This window comes from Pandoraea sp. XJJ-1, from assembly GCF_026802345.1.
GTDB lineage: Bacteria > Pseudomonadota > Gammaproteobacteria > Burkholderiales > Burkholderiaceae > Pandoraea > Pandoraea cepalis.
This window is the reverse complement of record NZ_CP113827.1, coordinates 4084274-4107008: the sequence shown is the minus strand read 5'-3', so window position 1 is coordinate 4107008 and position 22735 is coordinate 4084274. Positions and strand designations below refer to the sequence as shown.

Annotated in this window: 22 protein-coding genes; 7 read left to right on the top strand and 15 right to left on the bottom strand. The window is 64.7% G+C overall.

What is annotated here, in order from left to right:
• Nucleotides 1-73: 73 nt before the first annotated feature.
• From rlmH to OYT13_RS18925, 7 genes are all read right to left on the bottom strand, one after another.
• Nucleotides 74-544, bottom strand: coding sequence for a 23S rRNA (pseudouridine(1915)-N(3))-methyltransferase RlmH (gene rlmH / locus OYT13_RS18955; protein ID WP_017232866.1), 471 nt, complete (start codon nt 542-544; stop codon nt 74-76).
• A gap of 27 nt (nt 545-571) precedes the next feature.
• Nucleotides 572-1012: a ribosome silencing factor gene (gene rsfS, locus OYT13_RS18950; RefSeq protein ID WP_017232867.1), complete on the bottom strand. Its 441-nt coding sequence runs from the start codon at nt 1010-1012 to the stop codon at nt 572-574.
• Between the two features lie 62 nt (nt 1013-1074).
• Complete coding sequence (locus OYT13_RS18945) at nt 1075-1806, bottom strand: nicotinate-nucleotide adenylyltransferase (RefSeq protein WP_017232868.1); 732 nt, start codon at nt 1804-1806, stop codon at nt 1075-1077.
• Between the two features lie 13 nt (nt 1807-1819).
• Nucleotides 1820-2755: an oxygen-dependent coproporphyrinogen oxidase gene (gene hemF / locus OYT13_RS18940; RefSeq protein WP_017232869.1), complete on the bottom strand. Its 936-nt coding sequence runs from the start codon at nt 2753-2755 to the stop codon at nt 1820-1822.
• A gap of 125 nt (nt 2756-2880) precedes the next feature.
• On the bottom strand, nt 2881-3765 hold the full coding sequence (locus tag OYT13_RS18935; protein ID WP_268566817.1) for a mechanosensitive ion channel family protein: 885 nt from the start codon (nt 3763-3765) through the stop codon (nt 2881-2883).
• 303 nt (nt 3766-4068) lie between these two features.
• Entirely contained in the window at nt 4069-5346 is a 1278-nt protein-coding gene (purD, locus tag OYT13_RS18930; RefSeq protein WP_017232871.1) for a phosphoribosylamine--glycine ligase, read from the bottom strand.
• A gap of 1 nt (nt 5347) precedes the next feature.
• Nucleotides 5348-6073, bottom strand: a complete 726-nt coding sequence (locus OYT13_RS18925; RefSeq protein WP_017232872.1) for a YebC/PmpR family DNA-binding transcriptional regulator — start codon at nt 6071-6073, stop codon at nt 5348-5350.
• 467 nt (nt 6074-6540) lie between these two features.
• Between OYT13_RS18925 and OYT13_RS18920 the strand changes: the two genes are divergently transcribed.
• Together OYT13_RS18920 and OYT13_RS18915 are read left to right on the top strand one after the other, a co-directional pair.
• The gene (locus OYT13_RS18920) at nt 6541-8037 is read left to right on the top strand and encodes a DUF853 domain-containing protein (RefSeq protein ID WP_261939841.1); all 1497 of its coding nucleotides are present in this window, start codon (nt 6541-6543) and stop codon (nt 8035-8037) included.
• A 118-nt stretch (nt 8038-8155) separates the two neighbouring features.
• Nucleotides 8156-9091, top strand: coding sequence for a DMT family transporter (locus OYT13_RS18915; RefSeq protein ID WP_261938081.1), 936 nt, complete (start codon nt 8156-8158; stop codon nt 9089-9091).
• Between the two features lie 53 nt (nt 9092-9144).
• On the opposite strand, the gene upp is transcribed toward OYT13_RS18915, so the two are convergent.
• A complete protein-coding gene (upp, locus tag OYT13_RS18910) occupies nt 9145-9795 on the bottom strand; it encodes a uracil phosphoribosyltransferase (RefSeq protein ID WP_017233957.1) in 651 nt (216 codons plus the stop codon).
• A gap of 211 nt (nt 9796-10006) precedes the next feature.
• Here upp and OYT13_RS18905 point away from each other — a divergent pair, with 211 nt between their 5' ends.
• The 3 genes from OYT13_RS18905 to OYT13_RS18895 are packed head-to-tail and all read left to right on the top strand — an operon-like array spanning nt 10007 to nt 12246.
• Nucleotides 10007-10786 (top strand): SDR family oxidoreductase, encoded by a 780-nt coding sequence (locus OYT13_RS18905; protein ID WP_017233956.1) that lies wholly within the window; start codon nt 10007-10009, stop codon nt 10784-10786.
• A 19-nt stretch (nt 10787-10805) separates the two neighbouring features.
• The gene (locus tag OYT13_RS18900; RefSeq protein ID WP_017233955.1) at nt 10806-11219 is read left to right on the top strand and encodes a methylglyoxal synthase; all 414 of its coding nucleotides are present in this window, start codon (nt 10806-10808) and stop codon (nt 11217-11219) included.
• A gap of 52 nt (nt 11220-11271) precedes the next feature.
• Nucleotides 11272-12246 (top strand): quinone oxidoreductase family protein, encoded by a 975-nt coding sequence (locus OYT13_RS18895; RefSeq protein WP_150562687.1) that lies wholly within the window; start codon nt 11272-11274, stop codon nt 12244-12246.
• Between the two features lie 133 nt (nt 12247-12379).
• Here the strand turns inward: OYT13_RS18895 and OYT13_RS18890 are convergent, their stop codons facing one another.
• Entirely contained in the window at nt 12380-12670 is a 291-nt protein-coding gene (locus OYT13_RS18890) for a YkvA family protein (RefSeq protein WP_017233953.1), read from the bottom strand.
• Nucleotides 12667-12984 (bottom strand): hypothetical protein, encoded by a 318-nt coding sequence (locus tag OYT13_RS18885; protein WP_232424617.1) that lies wholly within the window; start codon nt 12982-12984, stop codon nt 12667-12669. The genes OYT13_RS18890 and OYT13_RS18885 overlap by 4 nt, the downstream gene beginning before the upstream one ends.
• A 35-nt stretch (nt 12985-13019) precedes the next feature.
• On the opposite strand from OYT13_RS18885, the gene OYT13_RS18880 reads away from it, so the two are divergent.
• Nucleotides 13020-14429, top strand: coding sequence for a gamma-glutamyl-gamma-aminobutyrate hydrolase family protein (locus tag OYT13_RS18880; protein ID WP_268566816.1), 1410 nt, complete (start codon nt 13020-13022; stop codon nt 14427-14429).
• A 113-nt stretch (nt 14430-14542) separates the two neighbouring features.
• Here OYT13_RS18880 and OYT13_RS18875 read toward each other — a convergent pair whose 3' ends face one another.
• Together OYT13_RS18875 and OYT13_RS18870 are read right to left on the bottom strand one after the other, a co-directional pair.
• Nucleotides 14543-15703 carry a porin gene (locus tag OYT13_RS18875; protein WP_017233951.1) on the bottom strand — a complete coding sequence of 387 codons (1161 nt, stop codon included), beginning with the start codon at nt 15701-15703 and terminating at the stop codon, nt 14543-14545.
• 832 nt (nt 15704-16535) lie between these two features.
• A complete protein-coding gene (locus OYT13_RS18870) occupies nt 16536-17768 on the bottom strand; it encodes a sigma-54-dependent Fis family transcriptional regulator (protein ID WP_157211460.1) in 1233 nt (410 codons plus the stop codon).
• Nucleotides 17769-17949: 181 nt separating this feature from the next.
• Between OYT13_RS18870 and OYT13_RS18865 the strand changes: the two genes are divergently transcribed.
• The gene (locus tag OYT13_RS18865) at nt 17950-18894 is read left to right on the top strand and encodes a LysR family transcriptional regulator (RefSeq protein ID WP_017233949.1); all 945 of its coding nucleotides are present in this window, start codon (nt 17950-17952) and stop codon (nt 18892-18894) included.
• A 26-nt stretch (nt 18895-18920) separates the two neighbouring features.
• Here the strand turns inward: OYT13_RS18865 and OYT13_RS18860 are convergent, their stop codons facing one another.
• From OYT13_RS18860 to OYT13_RS18850, 3 genes are all read right to left on the bottom strand, one after another.
• A complete protein-coding gene (locus OYT13_RS18860; protein ID WP_017233948.1) occupies nt 18921-19676 on the bottom strand; it encodes an SDR family NAD(P)-dependent oxidoreductase in 756 nt (251 codons plus the stop codon).
• A gap of 102 nt (nt 19677-19778) precedes the next feature.
• Nucleotides 19779-21641 (bottom strand): TRAP transporter large permease, encoded by a 1863-nt coding sequence (locus tag OYT13_RS18855; RefSeq protein WP_051060184.1) that lies wholly within the window; start codon nt 21639-21641, stop codon nt 19779-19781.
• Between the two features lie 15 nt (nt 21642-21656).
• Nucleotides 21657-22676: a TRAP transporter substrate-binding protein gene (locus tag OYT13_RS18850; protein WP_017233946.1), complete on the bottom strand. Its 1020-nt coding sequence runs from the start codon at nt 22674-22676 to the stop codon at nt 21657-21659.
• Nucleotides 22677-22735 lie beyond the last annotated feature (59 nt).

Here is a 22735-nt window from a genome sequence, read left to right as displayed (position 1 = left end):
GCGGCGCAACGCGACGTTGCACCGCACAAGACGAATTGACTTATTTCCGACTTATTTCTGACCTGGTGTGTCGTCAGACGCGGTGATAGGGATGATTGGCATTGATGCTCCACGCGCGGTAGAGCTGCTCGGCGAGCAATACCCGCACCATACCGTGGGGCATCGTCAGGCTGGAGAGCCGGATGAGGGTGTCGGCGCGCGCCTTGAGGGCCGGGTCGAGGCCGTCTGCGCCGCCGATCACGAACGCCACGTCGCGCCCGTCTTGCTGCCAGCCGGTGAGCGATTGGGCCAGACGCATCGTCGTGAGGTCCTGTCCGCGTTCGTCCAGGCACACGAGGCGGCAGCCACGCGGCAGGGCCGCATCGATGCGCTGCGCTTCGGCCGCCATCACCGTCTCGGCCGTGCGGGAGTTGGAGCGTTGCTCCGGTTTGATTTCCTTGAGTTCGATACGCAGCTCGGGCGGCATGCGCTTGGCGTACTCGGCGAAAGCGGTCTCGATCCAGCCGGGCATCTTGTGCCCGACCGCGAGTATGAACAGACGCATGTCGGCTGAGTTCCGCGCAGTGCCGGCTTACTTTGCCTTGCGGCGTGCGGGGGCCGGCGCGTCGACGGCGTCGTCCTCGTCGTCTTCGTGATCTTCCGCGCTGGCCTTGGCGCCGGCCTTGGTACCGGCCGCTTTCAGGCGCACGGGCTTCTCGCCCCAGATCTCTTCGAGGTTGTAGTACTGGCGCAGGGCCGGCTGCATGATGTGCACGATGACGTCGCCCGTGTCGACCAGCACCCATTCGCCGACGTCTTCGCCTTCCATGCTGACGATGTCGCCGCCGGCGGCCTTGACCTTGTCCCGCACGCTTGCGGCGAGCGCCTTGGTCTGGCGATTGGACGTGCCGCTCGCGATGATCACGCGCTCGAACAGGGCGGTGAGGTGCTCGGTGTTGAACACCTTGATGTCCTGGGCCTTGACGTCTTCGAGGGCGTCGACGATCAGGCGCTGAAGTTTACGAATATCCATAGTGCGTCTTTTTGGTGAAACAGGGAGCGCCGAAGCGGCGACCGGGTAAGGGCCAAGGGCCGTCAGGCGCGATACAGGTGTTGCGCGCGGATGTAATGCCACACGGATTCGGGCAGATTCGCCGGGGGCGTGGCCGCGTCTCGCGCGTGCGCCAGCGTGGCGCGCAACTCGGTGGCGGAGATGTCGACAGCCAGTGAGTTGTCGATCAGTATGCCGCCGCATGGCGTGGATTGTACCCCGAGCGCGGACTTTTCCCGTTCGGCGAAGACTTGGCGCAGTTCCGAGGAGGCGGTGGCCCAGCGGAAACCGGGTCGCGCGGCCGCGCAGACGTGCGCGTAGTCGAACAGCTCGCGCCAGGCGTGCCAGGTATCCAGGCGCACCAGTTGGTCGGAGCCGATAAGCAGCGAGAGCGAGACCTGCGGGCCCAGGTCACGGCGCATCTCGCGCAGCGTATCGACGGTGTAGCTCGGCCCGGCGCGCTCGATCTCGCGCGTGCTGACGCGCAACCGGGTGGACGGTTGCGTGCGCGCGAGCGCTGCGGCGAGTTGCTCCGCGGCGAGGCGTGTCATGGCCAGACGATGTTCGGCCGCGGTGCTGCCTTGCTTTTGCGGCTGCTGGCCGGCTGGCATCAGGATCAGTTCGTCGAGGGCGAGTGTGCGCGCGAACAGTGCGCCGAGCGCGAGGTGCCCGGTGTGAATCGGATCGAACGTGCCGCCGAGCACGCCGATGCGCCGGATCGGACTGGCGGGCGACGGATGCGTGGCGTCGTGCCCAGTAGCGGAGGAGACGGTCATTCGCGGCCGGCCTTCACACCCACTCGCGGCGCACGAGGAAGTCGGTATAGAGCTTCGCTTCCGGGGTGTCCGGCTCGGGTTTCCAGTCGTAGTGCCATTTCACGATCGGCGGCATCGACATCAGGATCGATTCGGTGCGCCCCCCCGATTGCAGGCCGAAATGGGTGCCACGGTCCCAGACCAGGTTGAATTCGACATAGCGGCCACGCCGGTGGGCCTGGAAATCCCGTTCGCGCTCACCGTAGGGCATGCCGCGACGGCGCTCGACGATCGGGACATAAGCGTCGAGGAAGGCATCGCCCACACTTTGCATGACGGCGAAGCCCGTGTCGAAACCGCCGCCCGAGAAGTCGTCGAAGAAGATGCCGCCGATGCCGCGCGGCTCCTGGCGATGCTTCAGGTAGAAGTACTCGTCGCACCACGTCTTGAAACGCGGATACCACGCGGTGTCGAACGGATCGAGCGCGTCCTTGCAGGTCTGATGAAAGTGCCGGCAGTCCTCTTCGAACGGATAGTACGGCGTGAGATCCATACCGCCGCCGAACCAGAACGCGGGCAACTGGCCGGGAGCCGTGGCGATCAGAATGCGCACGTTGAAGTGCACAGTCGGGCAGTACGGATTGCGCGGATGCAGCACGAGCGAGACACCGAGGGCTTCGAAGCCACGCCCGGCCAACTCCGGGCGGGAGGCGCTGGCCGAACCTGGCAGCTTGTCGCCGACCACATGAGAGAAGTTCACGCCGCCGCGCTCGAAGAAGTCGCCATCGTCGAGCACGCGGGTGCGGCCGTCCCCGCGCAGTGCGCTATCGGCCGGACGTTGCCAGTCGTCGGCGAGGAAGCGTTTGCCGTCGAGGCGCCCGAGCGTTTCGACAATGCGGTCCTGAAGCCCGAGCAGATAAGTTCGCACTGCGCCCGTATCCGGCGCCGGTGCGGCGTCTTGCGCTGTCATTCTGTGACGTCCCGATGCGTGGTAATAACCGCGATTGTACCGGCAGCCACGCGGTCGGGGGCAGGCCGACGCGGCAAACGGTCGCGCCGAATGCCGCCCGAATGACCTGCATCAAGCGTTGGCGGTCACGGCGCTGGCGCGTTGGGCAGAGGACTGGCCGCTGGCGCGCCGCCCGCGGGCGCAATGGGCATGCCTTTGCCAGGGTCGCCCGGCGGCGGCATGAGGATCTGACGCGGCGCCGGCACCGGCCATTGAGCCATGCCACTCACCTCGGCGATGGCCCGGTTGGTATCGAAATATACCTGCCAGTAATCGCGGTTGTGGCAGTACGGACGCACCGCGAGCACCGGCCCGGCGGGATTGAATTCGAGAATCACCACATCGATCGCGGGCGTGCTCATCACGTTCGGGATCTGCGCGATGCGTGCCTTCAGGCGCGCTATCGCGTCCTGCACATCGACCGTGTGGGCGAGCTGCGCCGTCAAGTCGACGCGGCGAAACGCGTTGGCGTCGTACACCGTGATGTTGTCGCCGAAGACCTTCGTGTTGCCGACGTACACCCGCAGATTGTCCGCCGTCGTGAGCGTGGTGACGAACAGGCCGATCTCGTCGACCACCCCGGTCACGCCGCCTGCGCTGATCATGTCGCCGGTCTTGAAGGGGCGCAGCACGATGAGGAAGATGCCGGAGGCGAAGTTCGACAGGAGTCCGGACCAGGCCGCCCCGATGGCGATGCCGGCGGCGGCGAGCAGCGCGGCGAACGAAGTCGTCTCGATGCCGCAGACACTGAGGATGGAAATGATCAGCGCAATGCGCAAGGCGATGCGCAGCGTCGATTCGGTGTAACGAACGAGGGTGGGATCGATGGCCCGGCGAGTCATGGCGCTGCGCACGAGCCGCGCCACCACATTGATGACGATACCGCCGACGATCCAGATGACGACGGCCATCACAATCTTCAGGCCGAACGGCATCAGATAATCGTTGACCAGCTTGTCGAGATCGAACATGTAAGTCTCCGTCGAGCGAGGGTCTGTCGGGAAAACTGTATGCATTCCGCCGGGGCTGGCCGGACGCGCGGTGGTGACGCACCCGCGCCGTGTCAGCGTGCCAACTTGCTCCGCGCTTGTCAATCGCGACGCCGTGACGGCATTCGCGGTCGTGGTGCCGCCAGAACGGCCGCTAAAACGCCCGCCAAAACGACAACGGCCCGGACGACATGACGTCTCCGGGCCGTAGCACAACGATTTGGCGCTTCAAGGTCTGCCTTCAAGCGTGGCCGACCTGACGCCCGTTGCCTGACTTCGGCGGGCTTACTCCGGTTTGCGCGCCAGTGCGCGGTTGCCGATATCGTGACGATACTGCATACCGTCGAAATTGATTTGATTGACGGTCTGGTAGGCCACGCTCTGCGCGCCGCGCACGGTGTCGGACAAGCCAACCACGCACAGCACCCGCCCGCCCGTCACCGTCAGCACGTCGTTCTCGAGCTGGGTGCCCGCGTGGAACGTGACGCATTCGGCGGTCTCGGCCGGCACGTCGGAGATTCGGTCACCCTTGCGCGGCGTGTCCGGATAGCCGTGCGCGGCGAGCACCACGCCCAGCGCATAACGGCGGTCCCAGTCGAGTTCGACCTTGTCGAGCGTGCCCGCAATCGCGTGCTCGACCACGACTGAAAAGTCGCCCTTCAGGCGCGCCATGATCGGCTGCGTTTCGGGGTCGCCCATGCGGCAGTTGAATTCGAGCGTCTTGACGTTGCCTTGCGCGTCGATCATCAGACCGGCGTACAGGAAGCCCGTGAAGCGGATGCCGTCGGTTTCCATGCCGCGCACGGTTGGCAGAATGATCTCGCGCATCACGCGCGCATGGATCTGCGGCGTGACGATCGGTGCGGGCGAATACGCGCCCATGCCGCCGGTATTGGGTCCCTGATCGTGATCGAGCAGGCGCTTGTGATCCTGCGACGTGGCGAGCGGCAGCACGTTCTTGCCGTCGACCATCACGATGAAGCTGGCTTCCTCGCCTTGCAGGAACTCCTCGATCACCACGCGGGCACCGGCGTCGCCGAGCTTGTTGTCCGCGAGCATCATGTCGACGGCGTGATGCGCTTCGTCGAGCGACATCGCCACGACCACGCCCTTGCCTGCGGCGAGGCCATCTGCCTTGATGACGATCGGCGCGCCCTTGGCGTTGATGTAGGCGTGGGCGCTGGCCGCGTCGGAGAACGTTTCGTAATCGGCGGTGGGAATGCCGTGGCGCTTCATGAACGCCTTGGCGAAGTCCTTCGACGATTCGAGCTGCGCCGCTTCCTTCGTCGGGCCGAAAATCTTCAGGCCACGCGCGCGGAAGATGTTGACGATACCGGCGGCGAGCGGCGTTTCGGGGCCGACCACGGTCAGCGCGATGCCTTCGCGCGCGGCGAACTCGGCGAGCACGTTCGGATCGCTGATCGGGACATTGCGCAGGCGCTCGTCGAGCGCCGTGCCGCCGTTACCCGGGGCGACATAAACCAACTGAATACGAGGCGATTGGGCAAGCTTCCACGCCAGCGCGTGTTCGCGGCCGCCCGAGCCGACAACCAGAATCTTCATCTTATTCCTCGATGACGGCGTTGGTGAATACTTCCTGCACGTCGTCGAGGTTTTCGAGCGCGTCGAGCAGCTTTTGCATCTTCACGGCGTCTTCGCCAGTGAAGACCACTTCGGTTTGCGGTTTCATCGTGACTTCCGCGACTTCGGCCTTCAGACCGGCCGCTTCAAGCTTGGCCTTCACGGCCTGGAAGTCGTTCGCCGGGCAGATGACTTCGAAGCTGCCGTCGTCGTTGGTGATCACGTCGTCGGCACCGGCGTCGAGCGCCACGTCCATCAGCTTGTCTTCCGGCGTCTCCGGCGCGAACAGGAACTGGCCGCAGTGGGTGAAGAGGAACGCCACCGAGCCGTCGGTGCCCATGTTGCCGCCAAACTTGGAGAAGGCATGGCGCACTTCGGCGACGGTGCGCACGCGATTGTCCGTCATGGTATCGACGATCACCGCGGCGCCGTTGATGCCATAGCCTTCGTAGCGGATTTCTTCGTAGTTGGCGCCGTCAAGACCGCCAACGCCGCGATCGATCGCGCGCTTGACGTTGTCCTTGGGCATGTTCGCGTCGGCAGCCTTTTCCACGGCCAGGCGCAGGCGCGGGTTGCTGTCGACGTCGCCGCCGCCCAGGCGTGCGGCCACCGTGATTTCCTTGATCAGGCGTGTCCAGACTTTACCGCGCTTGGCATCTGCCGCCGCTTTCTTGTGTTTGATGTTGGCCCATTTGGAATGACCCGCCATGAATTTCTCCGTCGTGCCGCGCTGTGCGGCGAAGTAGCCTCTGCCGGCCAGCGCAGTGCGGCGCGGCCAACCATTGAAACAGGCGCGCCCGCCACCACTGGGGTCGCGGGCGCGAATTGCCGAATCGCCTCGTTGGCGCCCATGGGTCGTGTCGACCCATCGGTCCCCCCGTCGTTTCGGGGCCAGGGCAGTCCGAGCGGCATCGTGCCGCTATAATCGGAGGCAATTTTATCATGCCGCCGCACCGTGCCACGGGTGTTTGCTGCGCCGTGTCACGAGCCACGCTGCGTCTACCGCCGAGGTCTCTCATGCCCCAGAAGCCCGTGCCGCCGCAAGCCTCGTCGCTTGCCGCTTCCTCAACGGCATCCCCGCCCGCCTCCACCGGGGCTGCGAGCCCTGCCGGCGACCCCGGCGAACGGCTTCTCATCGCACGCAACGACCAGCACGTTCTTGGCCTGCTGCCCGCCATGGGCAATCGCCACGGGTTGATTACCGGGGCCACCGGCACGGGCAAGACCGTCACGCTCCAGGTCATGGCACAGGCCTTCTCCGACATCGGCGTGCCCGTGTTCCTCGCTGACGTGAAAGGCGATCTGACGGGCATCGCGCAGCCCGGCGCCGAAACGCCCAAGCTTAAGGAGCGCATGGCCCAGTTCGGCTTCGAAACGCCCGACTGGCATGGCAGCCCCGCCACACTTTGGGATGTGTTCGGCGAGCAGGGCCACCCGGTGCGCGCAACGGTCTCCGATCTGGGTCCGCTGTTGCTCTCGCGGCTGCTGGGCTTGAACGAGACGCAGACCGGCGTGCTCAATCTCGTCTTCAAGATTGCCGACGACAACGGCCTTCTGCTACTCGACAGCAAGGACCTGCGCGCGATGCTCCAGCACGTGGGCGAAAACGCCTCGACCTTCACCACGCAGTACGGCAACATCTCGGCCGCGTCGGTCGGCGCGATCCAGCGCGGGCTGCTCACGCTCGAGCAACAAGGCGCCGACAAGTTCTTCGGCGAACCGATGCTCGATATCGACGACTTCATGCAGACCGACGCGCAAGGGCGCGGCATCGTCAACATTCTCGCGGCGGACAAACTGCTGGCCGCGCCGCGCATCTACGCCACCTTCCTGCTGTGGCTGCTCGCCGAGCTGTTCGAGCGTCTGCCGGAGGTGGGCGATCCCGACAAGCCCAAGATCGTGTTCTTCTTCGACGAGGCACATTTGTTGTTCAACGAGGCGCCGAAGCCGTTACTCGAGCGGATCGAGCAGATGGTGCGGTTGATTCGTTCGAAGGGCGTTGGCGTGTACTTCGTGACGCAGAATCCGGTCGACGTACCGGACACCGTGCTCGGTCAGTTGGGCAATCGCGTGCAGCATGCGCTGCGGGCGTATTCGCCGCGCGATCAAAAGGCGGTCAAGGTGGCGGCGCAGACAATGCGCGCCAATCCGTCGCTCGATATCGAAACGGTGATCGGCGAGCTGGGCGTGGGCGAAGCGCTGGTGTCGTTGCTCGACGAGAAGGGGCGTCCCGCCGTGACGGAGCGCGCGTACATCGCGCCGCCGGCTTCGCGCATCGGACCGATTACCCCGCAGGAGCGTGCAGCGCTCATCGCCGCGTCGCTCGTGGCTGGCGTGTACGAAAAAACGGCGGATCGCGAGTCGGCTTACGAAGTGCTGGTCGGGCGCACCCGGACGCGCCAGGGCGACGTGCCGCCCGCCTCAGGCGGAGGGGCGGTGCCGCAGGCGCCGGACGCGCCGCCGACCACCGGCGAAACGGCCGGCGGTGGCCTGCTCGACGCGGTCAGGGACTCGCTCGGCGGTTTGCTGGGCGGTGCGGGCGGCTCGCGGCGCAAGGATACGGTCGTCGAAGCGATGGTCAAGAGTACGGCGCGCACCATCGGTAGCCAGTTGGGCCGCGAAATCGTGCGCGGCGTGCTGGGCAGCATTCTCGGCGGCAGCAGGCGGCGATGACCGGGCTTGTCTGCCGCCGCGACAACACCCCCGTCCGACGATCGGTGGCGAGTGGCGCACGCCTTGCCACTGACGTATCGCCGGCACCGCCTCCCCTACATCGAACGCTCGTCCCCTCATGTCGCTGAAATCTTCGCTGGAACCGGTGCGTACCGGTGTCGCCCACGACCCGTTGTGGCTGCGCGCCGCGCCGCTGATTTTTTTGTTTCTCTGGTCGGTCGGCTTTACCGTCGCCAAGATCGGCCTGACCTATGCCGACCCGCTCACGTTCCTCGCGCTTCGCTACGGGCTGGTGCTTGTTCTGCTCGCGCCGCTGGCCCTCGTCATGCGCCCGCCATTGCCGAAGACCGTGGCCGCCTGGGGCCATCTCGTCGTCATCGGTCTGCTCATTCAGGCGCTGTACTTCAGCATGACGTATCTGGCGCTACGCCTGGGCGTGTCGGCCGGCAGCGTGGCGCTGATCACCTCGCTGCAACCGATTCTCGTGGCGCTGGCCGTGCCGCACCTGGTGGGCGAGCGCGTGAGCGGGCTGAACTGGGTCGGACTGGTTCTGGGGCTGGCGGGGGCGGCGCTGGTCATTGTGGCGCGCTCGGCGGTGGAGGCGACTTCCGCGCTGGGGCTGGTACTGACGTTCGTGGCGCTTGGCGCGATCACGTGCGGCACGCTCTACGAAAAGCGCTTCGGCGTGGGCCAGCACCCGGTTACGTCCAATCTGGTGCAATACGCCGTGGGCTTCGCGGCGACGCTGCCGCTCGCCGCATGGCTGGAGCCGATGCACATCGAATGGACGTGGCAGCTCGGCGCGGCGCTCGTCTACCTCGTGATCGGCAACTCGATCGTCGCGATTTCGTTGCTGCTGGCGATGATCCGGCGTGGCGAAGCGTCGCGTGTCTCGGCGTTGTTTTTCCTGGTGCCGCCGTCAGCGGCGCTTGCTGCGTGGCTCATGGTCGGGGAGCACATGCCGCCGCTCGCGTGGGGAGGGATGGGGCTGGCAGCCGTTGGCGTGGCGATGGCCACGCGGCGCCCGGGCCGGGGACGCCGGGGAGAGCGGTAGGGCGGGGAGGGTCGCCCCGGCACCGGCGGGCCGGGGCGTGAGAGCCGCCTGCGTCAGTTCTTGGTGCCGAACAGGCGGTCGCCCGCGTCGCCCAGACCCGGAATGATGTAGGCGTGATCGTCCAGACGCTCGTCGAGCGACGCGACATACAGCTTCACGTCCGGATGCGCGTCATGCAGCACCTTCACCCCTTCGGGCGCGGCCACCAGGGCGAGAAACGCGATGTTTTCCGAAGCCACGCCGCGCTTGCGCAGCACGTCCACGGCGTGCACGGCCGAATAGCCGGTCGCCACCATGGGGTCGCACAGGATGAAGCGGCGCTCGGCGATATCCGGCAGGCGCACGAGATATTCGACCGGACGATGCTGCTCGTCGCGATACACGCCAATGTGACCGACGCGTGCCGACGGCACCAGATCGAGCAGGCCGTCGCTCATGCCCACGCCGGCGCGCAGCACCGGCACGATCGCGAGTTTCTTGCCCGCGATGACGGGCGCGTCCATGGCGACCATCGGCGTGTCGATGCGCTCGGTCGTGAGCGGCAGGTCGCGCGTGATCTCGTAGCCCATGAGCAAGGTGATCTCGCGCAGCAGGCCGCGAAACGTGCGTGTCGACGTTTCCTTGTCGCGCATGTGCGAGAGCTTGTGCTGGATCAGCGGGTGATCGCAGATAAAGAGATTCGGGAAGCGGAGATCTTGTTTCATGGCTGGCAATCTGGGGCAGGGCCGGTGTGGCCCGCATGGCCGCGATTTTAGCCGATGCGGGCGCCGTCGGTCCGGGTTTTGGTGTCGGCCCGTGCCGATTGCCCAAGCGATTGCCCCCATAAAGCGGCGCGCGCACGATTCCCTTAGAATCGCTGCAAGACGGCGGTGTCACCGCCGTTGTCCAACGTGTCACTTGTCTTGAAGGCTGAACATGGATCTGGGAATCAAGGGGCGCACCGCGCTGGTCTGCGGCGCGAGCAAGGGGCTGGGGCGCGCGTGCGCGCGGGCCCTGGCCGAAGCGGGCGCGAACGTCGTGATCGTCGCGCGCACGGCGCAGACGCTCAACGCGGCGGCCGACGAGATTCGCGCGGCCACGGGCGTGAGCGTGACCGCCGTGGCCTGCGACATCACCACGCCAGAGGGGCGCGCGCAGGCGCTGGCGGCGTGCGGACAACTCGACATTCTCGTGACCAACGCGGGTGGCCCGCCGCCGGGTGACTTCCGCGACTGGCAACGCGACGACTGGATTCGCGCGCTCGACGCGAACATGCTCACCCCCATCGAACTGATCAAGGCGTGCGTGGACGACATGATGGCACGCGGCTTCGGCCGCATCGTGAACATTACGTCGTCGGCCGTGAAGGCGCCCATCGACATTCTCGGGTTGTCCAATGGCGCCCGCTCCGGTCTGACCGGGTTTGTCGCAGGACTGGCGCGCACGACCGTTGGGCACAATGTGACCATCAACAATCTGCTGCCGGGCGCTTTCGATACCGACCGCCTCGCGGCCACCTTGCAGGCATCGGCGACCAAGAGCGGACAGACGGTCGAAGAAGTCCGCACCAAGCGGGCTGCCGCAATTCCGGCCCGCCGTTTCGGGCAGCCCGACGAGTTCGGCGCGACCTGCGCGTTTCTCTGCAGCGCGCAGGCGGGCTACATTACCGGACAGAACGTGCTGATTGACGGTGGCGCGTACCCGGGCACGTTTTAACCTTTTTGAGATCGCTTCAATGACTGTATCGACGGTACCCAGCGTCCGGATTGCGCTCATCGCGCACGACAAGAAAAAAGACGACATTCTGGCGGTGGCGCATGACTACGTCGACGTGCTGCGCCAGTGCAAGCTCGTCGCAACGGGCACGACGGGCGGACGCATCGCCACCGAGCTTGGCCTGGACGTCGAGCGCATGCTCTCCGGTCCGCACGGCGGCGACCTCCAGATTGGCGCGCAACTGGCGGAGGGGCGTGTCGACATGGTGCTGTTCCTGCGCGACCCGATGACGCCGCAACCGCACGAACCGGATATCAACGCCCTCGTGCGGGCGTGCGACGTACACAATGTGCCGTGCGCGACCAACAGCGCCACGGCGCGCATGCTGCTCGAGCAGTTGATCGTGCGTCTGGCCGCGCAGCCGGTGGCGTGACGCCGAGAACCGACAGTTCACAACACACTTCACACGAGTGAGAGGAGCGAGGATGACCAAGGCAATTCGCATCGAACAGAATGGCGGCCCGGAAGTGATGAAGTATGTCGACGTCGAAGTGGGCGACCCTGGGCCGGGCGAGGCGCGTGTGCGCCACAACGCCGTCGGGCTGAACTACATCGACGTGTATTTCCGCACCGGCCTGTATCCGCAGCCGCTGCCGGCCGGTCTGGGCATGGAAGCGGCCGGCGTGGTCGAGGCCGTGGGCGAAGGCGTGACACTCGTCAAGGCGGGCGACCGTGTCGCCTATGCCAGCCGTCCTTGTGGCGCCTACTCGCAGGCCCGCGTGATGCCGGTGGCCTCGCTCGTGCGTCTACCGGACAGCATCAGCGACGATCAGGCCGCCGCGATGATGCTGCAGGGCATGACCGCGCAGTACCTGTTGCGCCGCACCTACCCGGTCAAGGCGGGCGACACGATCCTCATCCATGCGGCCGCTGGCGGCGTGGGGCTCATCGTGTGCCAATGGGCCAAGGCCTTGGGCGCGACGGTGATCGGCACGGTCGGCTCCGACGAGAAGGCGGCGCTCGCGCGCCAGCATGGCTGTGACCATCCGATCGTCTATACGCGTGAGAATTTCGTCGAACGGGTGAAGGAGATCACGAGTGGCGAAGGTGTGCCGGTCGTCTACGATTCCATCGGCAAGGACACGTTCATCGGCTCGCTCGACTGCCTGCGGCCGCTGGGCATGATGGTGAACTTCGGGAGCGCGTCGGGGCCCGTCGCGCAGATCAACACGGCCGACCTTGTGTCGCGCGGCTCGCTGTTCTTCACGCGACCGACGCTCTTCAGCTACACGGCCAAGCGGGCCGACCTGGAAGCCACGGCCAACGACCTGTTCGATGTCGTCGCCAAGGGGGCGGTCAAGATCGAGGTCAATCAGCGTTACGCATTGGCCGACGTGGCCCAGGCCCATCGCGATCTCGAGGCGCGCAAAACCACCGGGTCGACGTTGCTCATGCCCTGAGTGGGGGCGAATGACGCTAACGCCAGCAGGCATCAATGCGATGTGCTCCCGGACGCCGGACGCTGGTCCAACGTTCGGGGAGACTCGGCCAAGGTCCGTTGCTCATGGCCGACGGCGTCGTCAACGTCCCGACTCAGGCTCGCTGCCTGAAGCCGTGGGCGCCGTGGGCGCGCGCATCCTCGCGCACCTCCTCGGGCAAACGGTTGATGAGCCAATGCGCGACCAGCCCGATCACCACGACATCGTCGAGCAGGCCGAAGATGGGCACAAAGTCCGGAATCAGATCGAATGGACTGACTAAATAGACGGCGAGCAGCGCCAGCGCGGGCAGCAACCAGCGCGGGCGGCGCGGATCGCGAGCCGCGTGCCAGAGAACCCGGAAATCGTGGCGCGCAACTTGCCACAGACGCAGAAAACGCTTCACTTGCAGGCTCCTGAACGAATATCGCCGCCGAATGTGGCAGGTGTCTTCATTGTATTGATGGAAACGTCGCTCATTGATTCTTTAAGTTGTCGCATCGCGCGCTTATCTCTCTGCCGTGCTGCATCGCCCGTAGCGTGCGGGCTCATACGCACGATGCGTGATATTGTGGTTCGACCCCGCCGAGGCGGGGTGGTTTCATCGTACATCGAGTCCTGTCCGGTGCCGGGGTGCCGGATCTGGCGGTCGATCGGCTTTCCCGGTTGCGGCAGGATCAGGCCGGCGGGATAATTTGCCAGCCGCAGTGGTCCATCCATTTTTCCCCCTTCGCGGACGCCATCCAAACGCCACCATGACTGACGCTCAAGATCCGAAATCGCCGCAGCCGTCGCCGCCGTCGAATAAGCCAGAGTCCGATACGAGCAAGAGCGCAACGCCACCGCAGACGCCGCCGTCCACCGACGCCGGTACGTCGCCAACGCCGGCCTCGCAGGGCGCGTCCGAGTACGTGGAGCCGCCGACAACGGCGACGTCTCATGCGACGGCGAAACCCGTTGCGGGCACGGCCGAGGCTTCGGGCAACATGCCAGCGAACCCCGACACGCTCACGCGTCCGGCGCCCGCGCCCGAGGCGCCGCCAGGGGCTCCTGCCTCGGCGACGAGCCCCTCAGTTCAGGCGTCGGCAGCCGAAGTGGCGGCCGACCGTAATCCGATTGGCACGCCGGCGCCAAAGCCGAGCGAAGCGACCAGCGTGCCCAGCGGCGTCGGTGGCACGGGCAGTGAGACTGCGACCGGCCGTGCCGGCAGCGACGAGCCGCCGCATCAGCCGACATTCGGCCCAGGTGCCGCGCGTCCTGGCAGCCCTGCCTCGATGGGCACCCAGCCGTCGTACCTGCAGGCGGGCGATTCGCCGTGGTCGGTGCTGCGTCGTATCACGTCGGCACGATTTCGCGCGTGGTACGACCGCGCGGGGCAGCGCATCACGCAGCGCACCCTGAAGATCGGCATTTCAGCGCGCATCTTTCATCCGGAGCCGGGGTCGAAGGGGCTGCGCAGCAAGACGCTTCAGTACCTTGAAGAGTCGATCGCGCACTGGGTGATGTCGCGCGATGTGCTGGTGTTCATGATTCCCACGGTCGACACGCAGGGGCTGCTGCACCCGAGCCATATCCGTCTGCACGATTACGCGAAGCATCTCGACGGACTGGTGTTGCAGGGCGGGGCGGACGTCTCGCCGCACAGCTATTCGGAAGTGGCGACGCGCCACGAATGGCAAGGCGATCGCATGCGCGACATGTACGAACTCGAATTGCTGCATGAGTTCGTGGAGCAGGGCAAGCCGATTCTCGGTGTGTGTCGAGGCTGCCAGCTCATCAACGTGGCATTTGGGGGCACGCTGCACCAGGACATTGCTACGGATCTGCCCGACGCGATCCCGCACGTGACCGATACCTACGAACACAACCGTCACACGCTGACGTTCCCCGAGGGGTCATCGCTCGCGCAGATGCTGGGGCCGGTCGACGTGCCGATCGTCAACTCGATCCATCACCAGTCGGTGAGAACGCTTGGGCGCGACCTGAGTGTGGAGGCGGTGTGCTCGGAAGATGGGGTGGTGGAAGCCATTCGCTATCGCAAGGCGCCGTTCGTGATGGGGCTGCAATGGCACCCGGAATTTCACCGGGCGGGTGGGCCGGAGTATCTCGATTGCACACCGGTGCTCGACAACTTCCTGCGCGCCGCGCGCGAAACGCGGTTCTGATTGGGCTTCTGATCGCACCGCGATCGACGCAATGAAAAATGGGCAGCCGCGAGGCTGCCCATTTTCATGTCAGGCGCACCGGCATCATGCCGCCGGTGTGCGCGCCGCGTCGATTAGAAGCGGTGACGGATGCCCGTGCCCACAACGGTTTGCGAGCTGGTCGACGACATACCGCCGGCAGCGCCGACACCGGCTTGGAGGCCCGTGCCTTCGTTGTCGGAGATGTGCTGGTACGAACCGGTCAGGTACACATCGGTACGCTTCGACAGACGGTAGTCGGCTTGCAGCGTCACGGTGTGGAACTTCGGCTTCTTGTCCGTCGAATCTTGCTTGGCCATCGTGTACGTGTACGCGGCGGACAGCGAGACTGCCGGGGTCAGCATGTAGCGACCGTTGACTTCGAAGTTGTCGAACTTCAGGCCGTCGTTGCCGAAGGCAACTGCGGTGCTGTTGAAGTTCAGGCCGGTCAGGCCTTGGAGTTGCGTGTGGGTGTACACCAGGCCGACGGTTGCCGGGCCGAAGGCGTAGTTACCACCGATACCCCAGACGCGTTGCTTCGAGGCGCTGAACACCGAGTCGCCGCCAGTCGACGTGTCGACTGCGCCGCTGGTGTTGTTGGCGCCCGTGTTGCCTTGGCGTTCCAGGTAGGCAGCGGCCACGGTCAGCGGGCCGTTCGCGTAGTTCACGCCGGCGCTGAAGGCGCGGTTGTTGGCGAAATCGCCAGCCTTGTTCGAGAAGCCATACAGGCCGCCGAAGGTCAGACCGTTGTAGTTGGCGCTCGAGTACTTGACCGAGTTGTTCACACGGAACGAGTTGTTCGTGTTGTCGTTATCGTACGGGTGCGCTGCGATCGTGCCGCCGAACGACGAACCGTTCAGGGTCAGCGGTGCCAGGTAGTCAACCAGCGAGTCGTATTGACGGCCGATCGTCACCGAGCCGAACTTGTCGTTCTGCAGGCCAACGAAAGCCTGACGACCGAACATGCGGCCGTTTTGGCCCGAGGTGCCGTTGTTGATCGAGAAGCCGTTTTCCAGCACGAAGATGGCCTTGTTACCGCCACCCAGATCTTCCGCGCCCTTCAGGCCCCAACGGCTGCCGTTGATCAGGCCGCTCGTTGCGCGGAAGTTCTTCGAACCCGAAGCCGTCGAGGTCGTCGAGTTGCTGGTGTAAGCGACGCCAGCGTCGATCAAGCCATACAGGGTGACGCTGCTTTGCGCTTGGGCGCTCGCGGAGAACGCGCCGACAACGGCAGCGGCAAGAAGAGTTTTTTTCATGGTTTAAGCTCCAGTAACGTGACACGAATCGCAGAATTCGCGTGTAAACAGAACGCGGCGAAACAGAACATGTCGAGGTGACGGTTTGTCATTCGCGGACCCGATCAAGTATCGGCACTGCTCTGTTGACAGGGGGCAGTGTATGAGTGAGCGAGACCCGCGCCTATTTCAGAATCCGCAAGAATCTATTTCAGATACGGGAAGAATCCGCCGAATGTGCCGAAAAGCGTTGTCCAATAAGGGATTGGCTTGATTAAGCCTAGGCGATAAATGACCACGCAAGCGACGTGTGTTGCGCTTGGGACACAGTGCAGAGGGCAAGCGGCATCGCTCGCGAAGCATTGCCAGCACTGGATCTACACGCGACATGGGGCAAGGCGTTAAGTTCCAGCGACACGTGATCTCCGCGATGGCGATCATTGACCCACGTCACGCGCCGAACGAAATAATGCCTTCGATAAAGGTACCTTCCGTTGCACGATCGGTGAGGTTTTGTGATGGCTATACGGCGAGGTGTAGGGGGGCGGTGCGGGTAGACCTCATGATCGCGTCATTGCGCGTACTGAAGCACACGCGATGAGGAAAATCCGAGATGCCGACAGGCGTGAACAATTGACTCGCGCCAAAAAGTCATTTGTTGATAGCGTTTTACGGACTATTGCGAGTCGCCGAATAATGCATTGCGCCGAATGATGAGAATGATTCGGGAGGCCAGACCCTATACTACGTTCCGCGAGAAGTAGACTTTTGCGTTGAGTGAAAAGTCTCCAAACCTTGGCGCGGCCTCATTGGCCGCGCTTTTTTTTGTCTGCGTTTTTTGCCGCGTGTTCGGCTACGCGTAATGGCTCGCGCCGAGGGCGTCGCCGCAATCGCGCACGTGCGGAATGCGCAACTGCTTGAGCTTGCGATACAGCGACGCCCGGCAGAAGCCGAGGGTGCGTGCCGCTGCGGAAATGTTCCAGCGGTGTTGCGCGAGCGCCTGCAGAATGCGGTCGCGCTCTCGGTGGTCGTGCGGCGATGCCTGCGCACTTGCTTCGTTCGGGGCGGCGACGGGGCTCGACGCCACGACATCTCGCGCTTCCAGGGCACGCATCGCGACATTGCCATCCACATTGCGCGCCGGCGACGGCATGACAAGCTCTGGCGGCAGGTCGTCCATCTCCAGCATATTGCCAGCCATTACCGCGCACGCGTAACGCAACGCGGCGCGCATCTGGCGCAGATTTCCCGGCCACGCGTGGGAGAGCAGGCACGCCAAGACGTGCGGCGCTACGCGAGCCAGTGCCTGATCAGCGCGCAATCCCGGCCACTCGTCGCATAGCATGCGCGCGATCAACTCGCGCTTGTCGTCGCGCTCGCGCAGTGTCGGCAGCGTGAGTACACCCACGGCGATGCGGTAGTAAAGATCTTCGCGGAACGTGCCCTGTGCCACTGCACCGGCGAGATCCTGATGCGTGGCGCAGATGAGCTGAACGTTGACGGGCACCGGGCGACTCGCGCCCAGCGGCGTGACTTCCTGCTCCGAGAGCACGCGCAGTAGCCGCGTTTGCAGCGCATAAGGCATGTCTCCGATTTCGTCGAGGAACAGCGTGCCGCCGTCTGCCTGCTGCAACTTGCCTTTCATTCCGCCGGGCAGGGCGCCCGAAAACGCGCCGCGCTGATAGCCGAACAATTCGCTCTCGACGAGATGTTCCGGCAGCGATGCCGTATTGATCGCGACGAACGCTTGCGCGCGCCGCGCGCTGTACTCGTGCAGCGCGCGGGCCAGAAACTCCTTGCCCGTTCCCGTCTCGCCGAGGATCAATACCGGCAGTCCGCGATCGACGAAGCGCTTGCCGCGCGAGAGCAACGCGCGCATTCGGGCGTCGGTGCCGCACAGATCGTCAATGGCGAGATAGTCGGGGCGCATCTGAGGTGCGGCGGCGGGGGCGGCCGGTACCCGATGGATGCGCTCGGCGAGCGCGGTGACGTGGCTGAAGGCGGTACTGGCAGTGGCGGCGCCGAGGGGGGCGGCGGGGCCGACAGGTCGAGCGGGGGCTGACGCTACAGCAAGGTGAGCGGGCATGACTTGTCTCCTTCTCGTATCGGTACGAAAGGGCGCCGTCGGTGGCTTGTGGCCTGGCGATTCCTGACGTCTCTTTATGTCGCAGCCAGCTCGGGTGGCCAACCGCTGATGCAGGATACGACTGCCCAGTCATAACATCCAATACAATATAGATGCGCCATTAATACCTTTGGGGTATCAGATGATTGAGCTGCGCCATTTCCAGTACTTTGTGGTGCTCGCCGAGACCCTTCACTTCGGCCGAGCCGCCCAGCAATTGCATATCTCCCAGCCGCCGCTGTCGCGCCAGATTGCGCTGATGGAAGCAGAGCTGGGTGTGCAGCTTTTCGAGCGAACGCGCCGCAGCGTGCGCCTCACGCGCGCCGGCACTCGCCTTTATCAGGACGCGGTGGAAATTCTCAACTCGGTCGATCGGGCGCGCCGCAACGTCGTGGCGGCGAGCCGGGGAGAGGATGGCGCGATCACCGTCGGCTTCATGATGTCCTCGGCGTACAACATCCTGCCCGCGCTCACGCGCACGTATGCCGCCGCATATTCGCGCGTCGACATGAAATTGGCGGAAACGTTACCGAATCTGCTCGCCGAATCCGTGCGAGCTGGGCAGACCGACGTCGGCATCATGTATCGCCCCGAAGACCTGACCGGGCTCGATACGGCGACCGTGTTTCGCGAGGAGATGGTGGCGGTGCTCCCACGCACGCACCCGTTGGGGAAGGCGCGGGTGCTCGACGCCGCGCAACTGGCCGAAGAGTCGTTCGTGAGCATTCCGCGTGAAATCGCGCCGCTTGTCTATGACCTGGTCGTCGACCATTGCCGTCGCGCGGGATTCTCGCCGCATATCCGGCTCGAAACCAACCTGCAGCAGACCATCATCAACCTGGTGGGCGAAGGGCTGGGCGTGGCGATGGTGCCGATGTCGATGAGCAGCACGAGCGCGTTCGGCAATGCGGTTTTCAGACCGTTGCGCAACGCCCCGGTGGCGGAAGTGGCGCTACTGTGGAGCCGCGACAATCACAATCCGTGCGTCGAGACGTTTGTGGAGAACGCGCGAGCGGTGTGGCGCGACATGCAGCGCGCGCCGGGCGCTCGGCTGGTGCCCGATGGGCCGGACACCAGCGCGCGCTGAAGGCGGCGCGAGAGACAAGCGGGACGTCAGATTTCCAGAATGCCGGCGGCCACGAAGCCGCCGTCGACCGGCAGGATATGGCCGGTCACATACGAGGCATCGTCCGACGCGAGAAAGCTCACGGCGCCAGCGATCTCACGCGGCTGCCCATAGCGGCCGAGCGGTGTCGTCTCCGTGTAGTGGCGACGCGAAATGTCGGAATGCAGTGCCTGCGTGAGCGGCGTGTCGACGGGACCGGGAGCGATCGCGTTGGCGGTGATGCCGAACGGTGCCAGTTCGATGGCCATCTGACGCGTGAGCCCGATGACGGCGGCCTTCGACGTGCCGTAGGCGGTGCGTCCGGCGCTGGCCAGAATGCCCGCCACCGACGCCAGATTGACGACGCGCCCCCAGCGTTGCTCACGCATAAGTCGTGCGGCGTGCTGCCCGCACAACAGCGTGCCCGTGAGGTTCACGGCCATGACCTGATGCCAGTGATCGAGTGGGTAGTCGAGAAACGGAAACGTCTTGGCGATACCGGCATTGTTCACGAGCACGTCGCAGCGGCCATGGCGCTGCGCAATCTTTGCGAAGCCGTCGGCAATCGACGCCGCGTCGCCCACATTCATGCCCAGCGCCCACGCCGTGCCGCCCGCCGCGCTCAGTTTCTCCGCCGTTTCGGCGGCGGCGCCTTCGTTCAGGTCGGCGACCACCACGGTCATGCCGTCATTCATCAATCGTTCGCAGATGGCGGCACCAATGCCCATTCCGCCGCCCGTCACCACCGCCACTTTCCCCATCATAATACGGACTCCTAAATGTAATGATTTTTACAGTCCGGGCTCCGCCGCCCGCAGTGCGGCGGAGCCCGTCGGTGAGATTGCGAAACCGTTAGCGGATTTGCGTTACTTCAGAAAGCCGATCGAGATCCAGGGGACGAGTACCACGAGCAGCAATGCGATGAACAGCGCGCCCATGTAGGTCCACATCCGGTTGAAAACCTTGTCGGGCGATGTCTTGCCGATGGCGCACGCAGCGTAGAAGCCAACGCCCAGCGGCGGGGCGAACAGTCCCATGCCCATCGAAAGAATTACGACCATCGCGTAATGCACGTCATGAATGCCCAGGGAGCGTGCCACCGGGAACAGCAGCGGTCCGAACAGCACGATGGCCGGAATGCCTTCGAGCACGCTGCCCAGGATGATGAACACGACCATCGAGATGAGCAGGAAGCCGACCTGACCGCCGGGCATGCCATGCATCAGACTGACCAGCGCGGCGGAGAACCCGGATTGCGTGAGCGCCCAGGCCATGGCCGTGGCCATGCCGATAATCAGCAGGATCGCGCCGGAGAGCGCGGCCGTTTCCGTCAACAGCGGATACAGACGTTTGAAGTTCAGGTGCTTCTTGAACGCATGCACGATCAGGCCGATCACGACCGTGTAGGCGATACCGACGGTCGAGACTTCGGTGGCCGTGGCGGCCCCCTCGATCACGGCCGTACGGATGAGAATCGGCAGGGCGAGCGCCGGCAAGGCCACGATGAACGTCTTGCCGATCACGCGCCACGGCGCGCGGCGGGCCGCACTCGGCGCTTCCTTGCGCGAACGTGCGAAACACACCACGACGATGGCCAGCGTTGCGATGACCGCGGGCAGCAGGCCGCCGACGAAGAGCGAGGTGATCGACACACCGCACACGGCGCCGATCGTGATGAGCACCAGGCTCGGGGGGATCGTCTCCGTCATGGCGCCGGTCGACGAGAGCAGCGCCACGAGATCTTCCGGCTTCGAGCCGCGTCGCTGCATCTCGGGGAAGAGCGCGGGCGCGACGGCCGCCATGTCGGCCGCTTTCGATCCGGAAATGCCCGAGACCAGGAACATGGCGCCGAGCAGCACATATTGCAGGCCACCGCGCACGTGCCCGAGTAGCGCGGCCATGAATTCGATCAGGCTGCGTGCCAGCCCGCTCATTTCGATGAGCGCGCCGAGCAGTACGAACAGCGGCACCGACAGCAGGATGAGGCCTGACATTCCTTCGTCCATGCGGCTGACGACGATCTGCAGCGGGGCGTCGGTCACGAGCGCCAGATACGCCAGTGTTGCCGTCCCGAACGCAAACGCAATCGGAATGCCGCCGGCCACGCAGACGCCGACGATCAGCACGAAGAACACCAGCAGGTTGTAATTGCCCATGGCGATGAGCGCGGGGCGCCCAAGCCAGAGCGCGGCACCCAGCGTGGCCACGACCAGCACACCGAGTCCGAGCTGGCGCAGGCTCGAACAGCGCGCCAGGCGCGAGACGGCGGCAATGAGCATCAGCACCGCGCCCACGGGCAGGGCCGCGGCGCGCAGCCCGTCGGGAATTTCCAGCGCGGGCGTGGTGATGTCCATCTGCTCGATGGCATGCGAATACGCGGGCACGATAATGAGTGCGACGAATACGCAGACCGTGAGCGCGGCCATGGTCTGAAACCAGTCACGCCATGCCGCCGGGAGTTTGTTGACGATGGCGGACAGCCGCATGTGCTCGCCCCGGTCGAGCGCGAGCACGGCACCGAGCATCGATAACCAGATGAACAGGATCTGTGCCAGTTCGTCCGACCAGGTGAGCGGATTGTCGAACCCATAACGCGAGATCACCCCCGCGAGCAGGATGAGCGTCTCGGCCACCACCAGCAGCACGGCAACCGCTTCGGTGACTTTCATCACCGCGCGGTTGACGTGGCAGAAGAGGCGGGCAAGCGCGTGCGTCGGCTCGGCCGTCATCGTCAACGTTTCCATTTACGCAAGCTTCCCGGTGTACTTTTCGAGCATCGACCACGCCTCATCGCCGAACTTCTTGTGCCATTCGGCATAGAATCCGGCGGCGCGAAGCTTGTCGCGGAACTGCTCGTTGTTCGGTGCATTGAACACGAGGCCCTTCTGCTTGAGTTCGGTCGTCACGCTGTCGTTGAGCTTGCGCACATCGTCGCGTTGCGCGAGCGCGGCGGCGTTCACGTTGGCGGTGACGATCGCCTGCAGGTCCTTCGGCAGTTTGTCCCACTTCTGCTTGTTGCCAAGGAACCAGAAGCCGTCCCACATGTGGTTCGTCATCGACACGTACTTCTGCACTTCGTACAGCTTGGCCGTGGTCAGAATGGCCAGCGGATTTTCCTGGGCTTCGACGATGTGCGTCTGCAGGGCCGAATACACTTCGGAGAAGTTGATCGACGTGGGCGCGGCGTCGAAGGCGCGGAACATCGACGTCCACAGCGGGCTCGTCGGCACGCGGATCTTCAGGCCCTTGAGGTCGGCCGGCGAATTGATCGGGCGGCTGCTGGTGGTGATCTGGCGATACCCGTTTTCCCAGATCTTGTCGAAGGCGAACACCGAGGTCTTTGCGATCTGGCTGCGTACGTGGGCGCCCAGGTCGCCATCCATCGCGGCCCATACCTGACCGTAGTCCTTGAACGCGAAGCCCACGCCGGAGATCTGCGCCGAGGGCACGAGCGTGCCGAGAATCAGCGGCGAGAGCGTGAAGTAGTCGATGGCGCCCGAGCGAACCTGGCTCAGCATGTCGCTGTCGCTGCCCAATTGATTGTTCGGGTAAATCTGGAAGTCGATGCGACCTTTCGACTGCTCCGCAATCTTTTGCGCCATCTCTTTGGCGCGAACGTTCATCGGGTGGCTGACGGGAAGATTGTTGGCGAACTTCAGCGTGAATTCGGCAGCGTGCGCTTGCGTCTGATACAAGCCCGTGGCGGCGGCGGCCGACGTGGCGGCCACGACTTTGATGAAGTGGCGGCGATCCATGTTGCTCATACTGCATGTCTCCTGTTTTTAGGTTTGGTGACTGCGTCTGAAGCGCGAGGTGGGCGGAC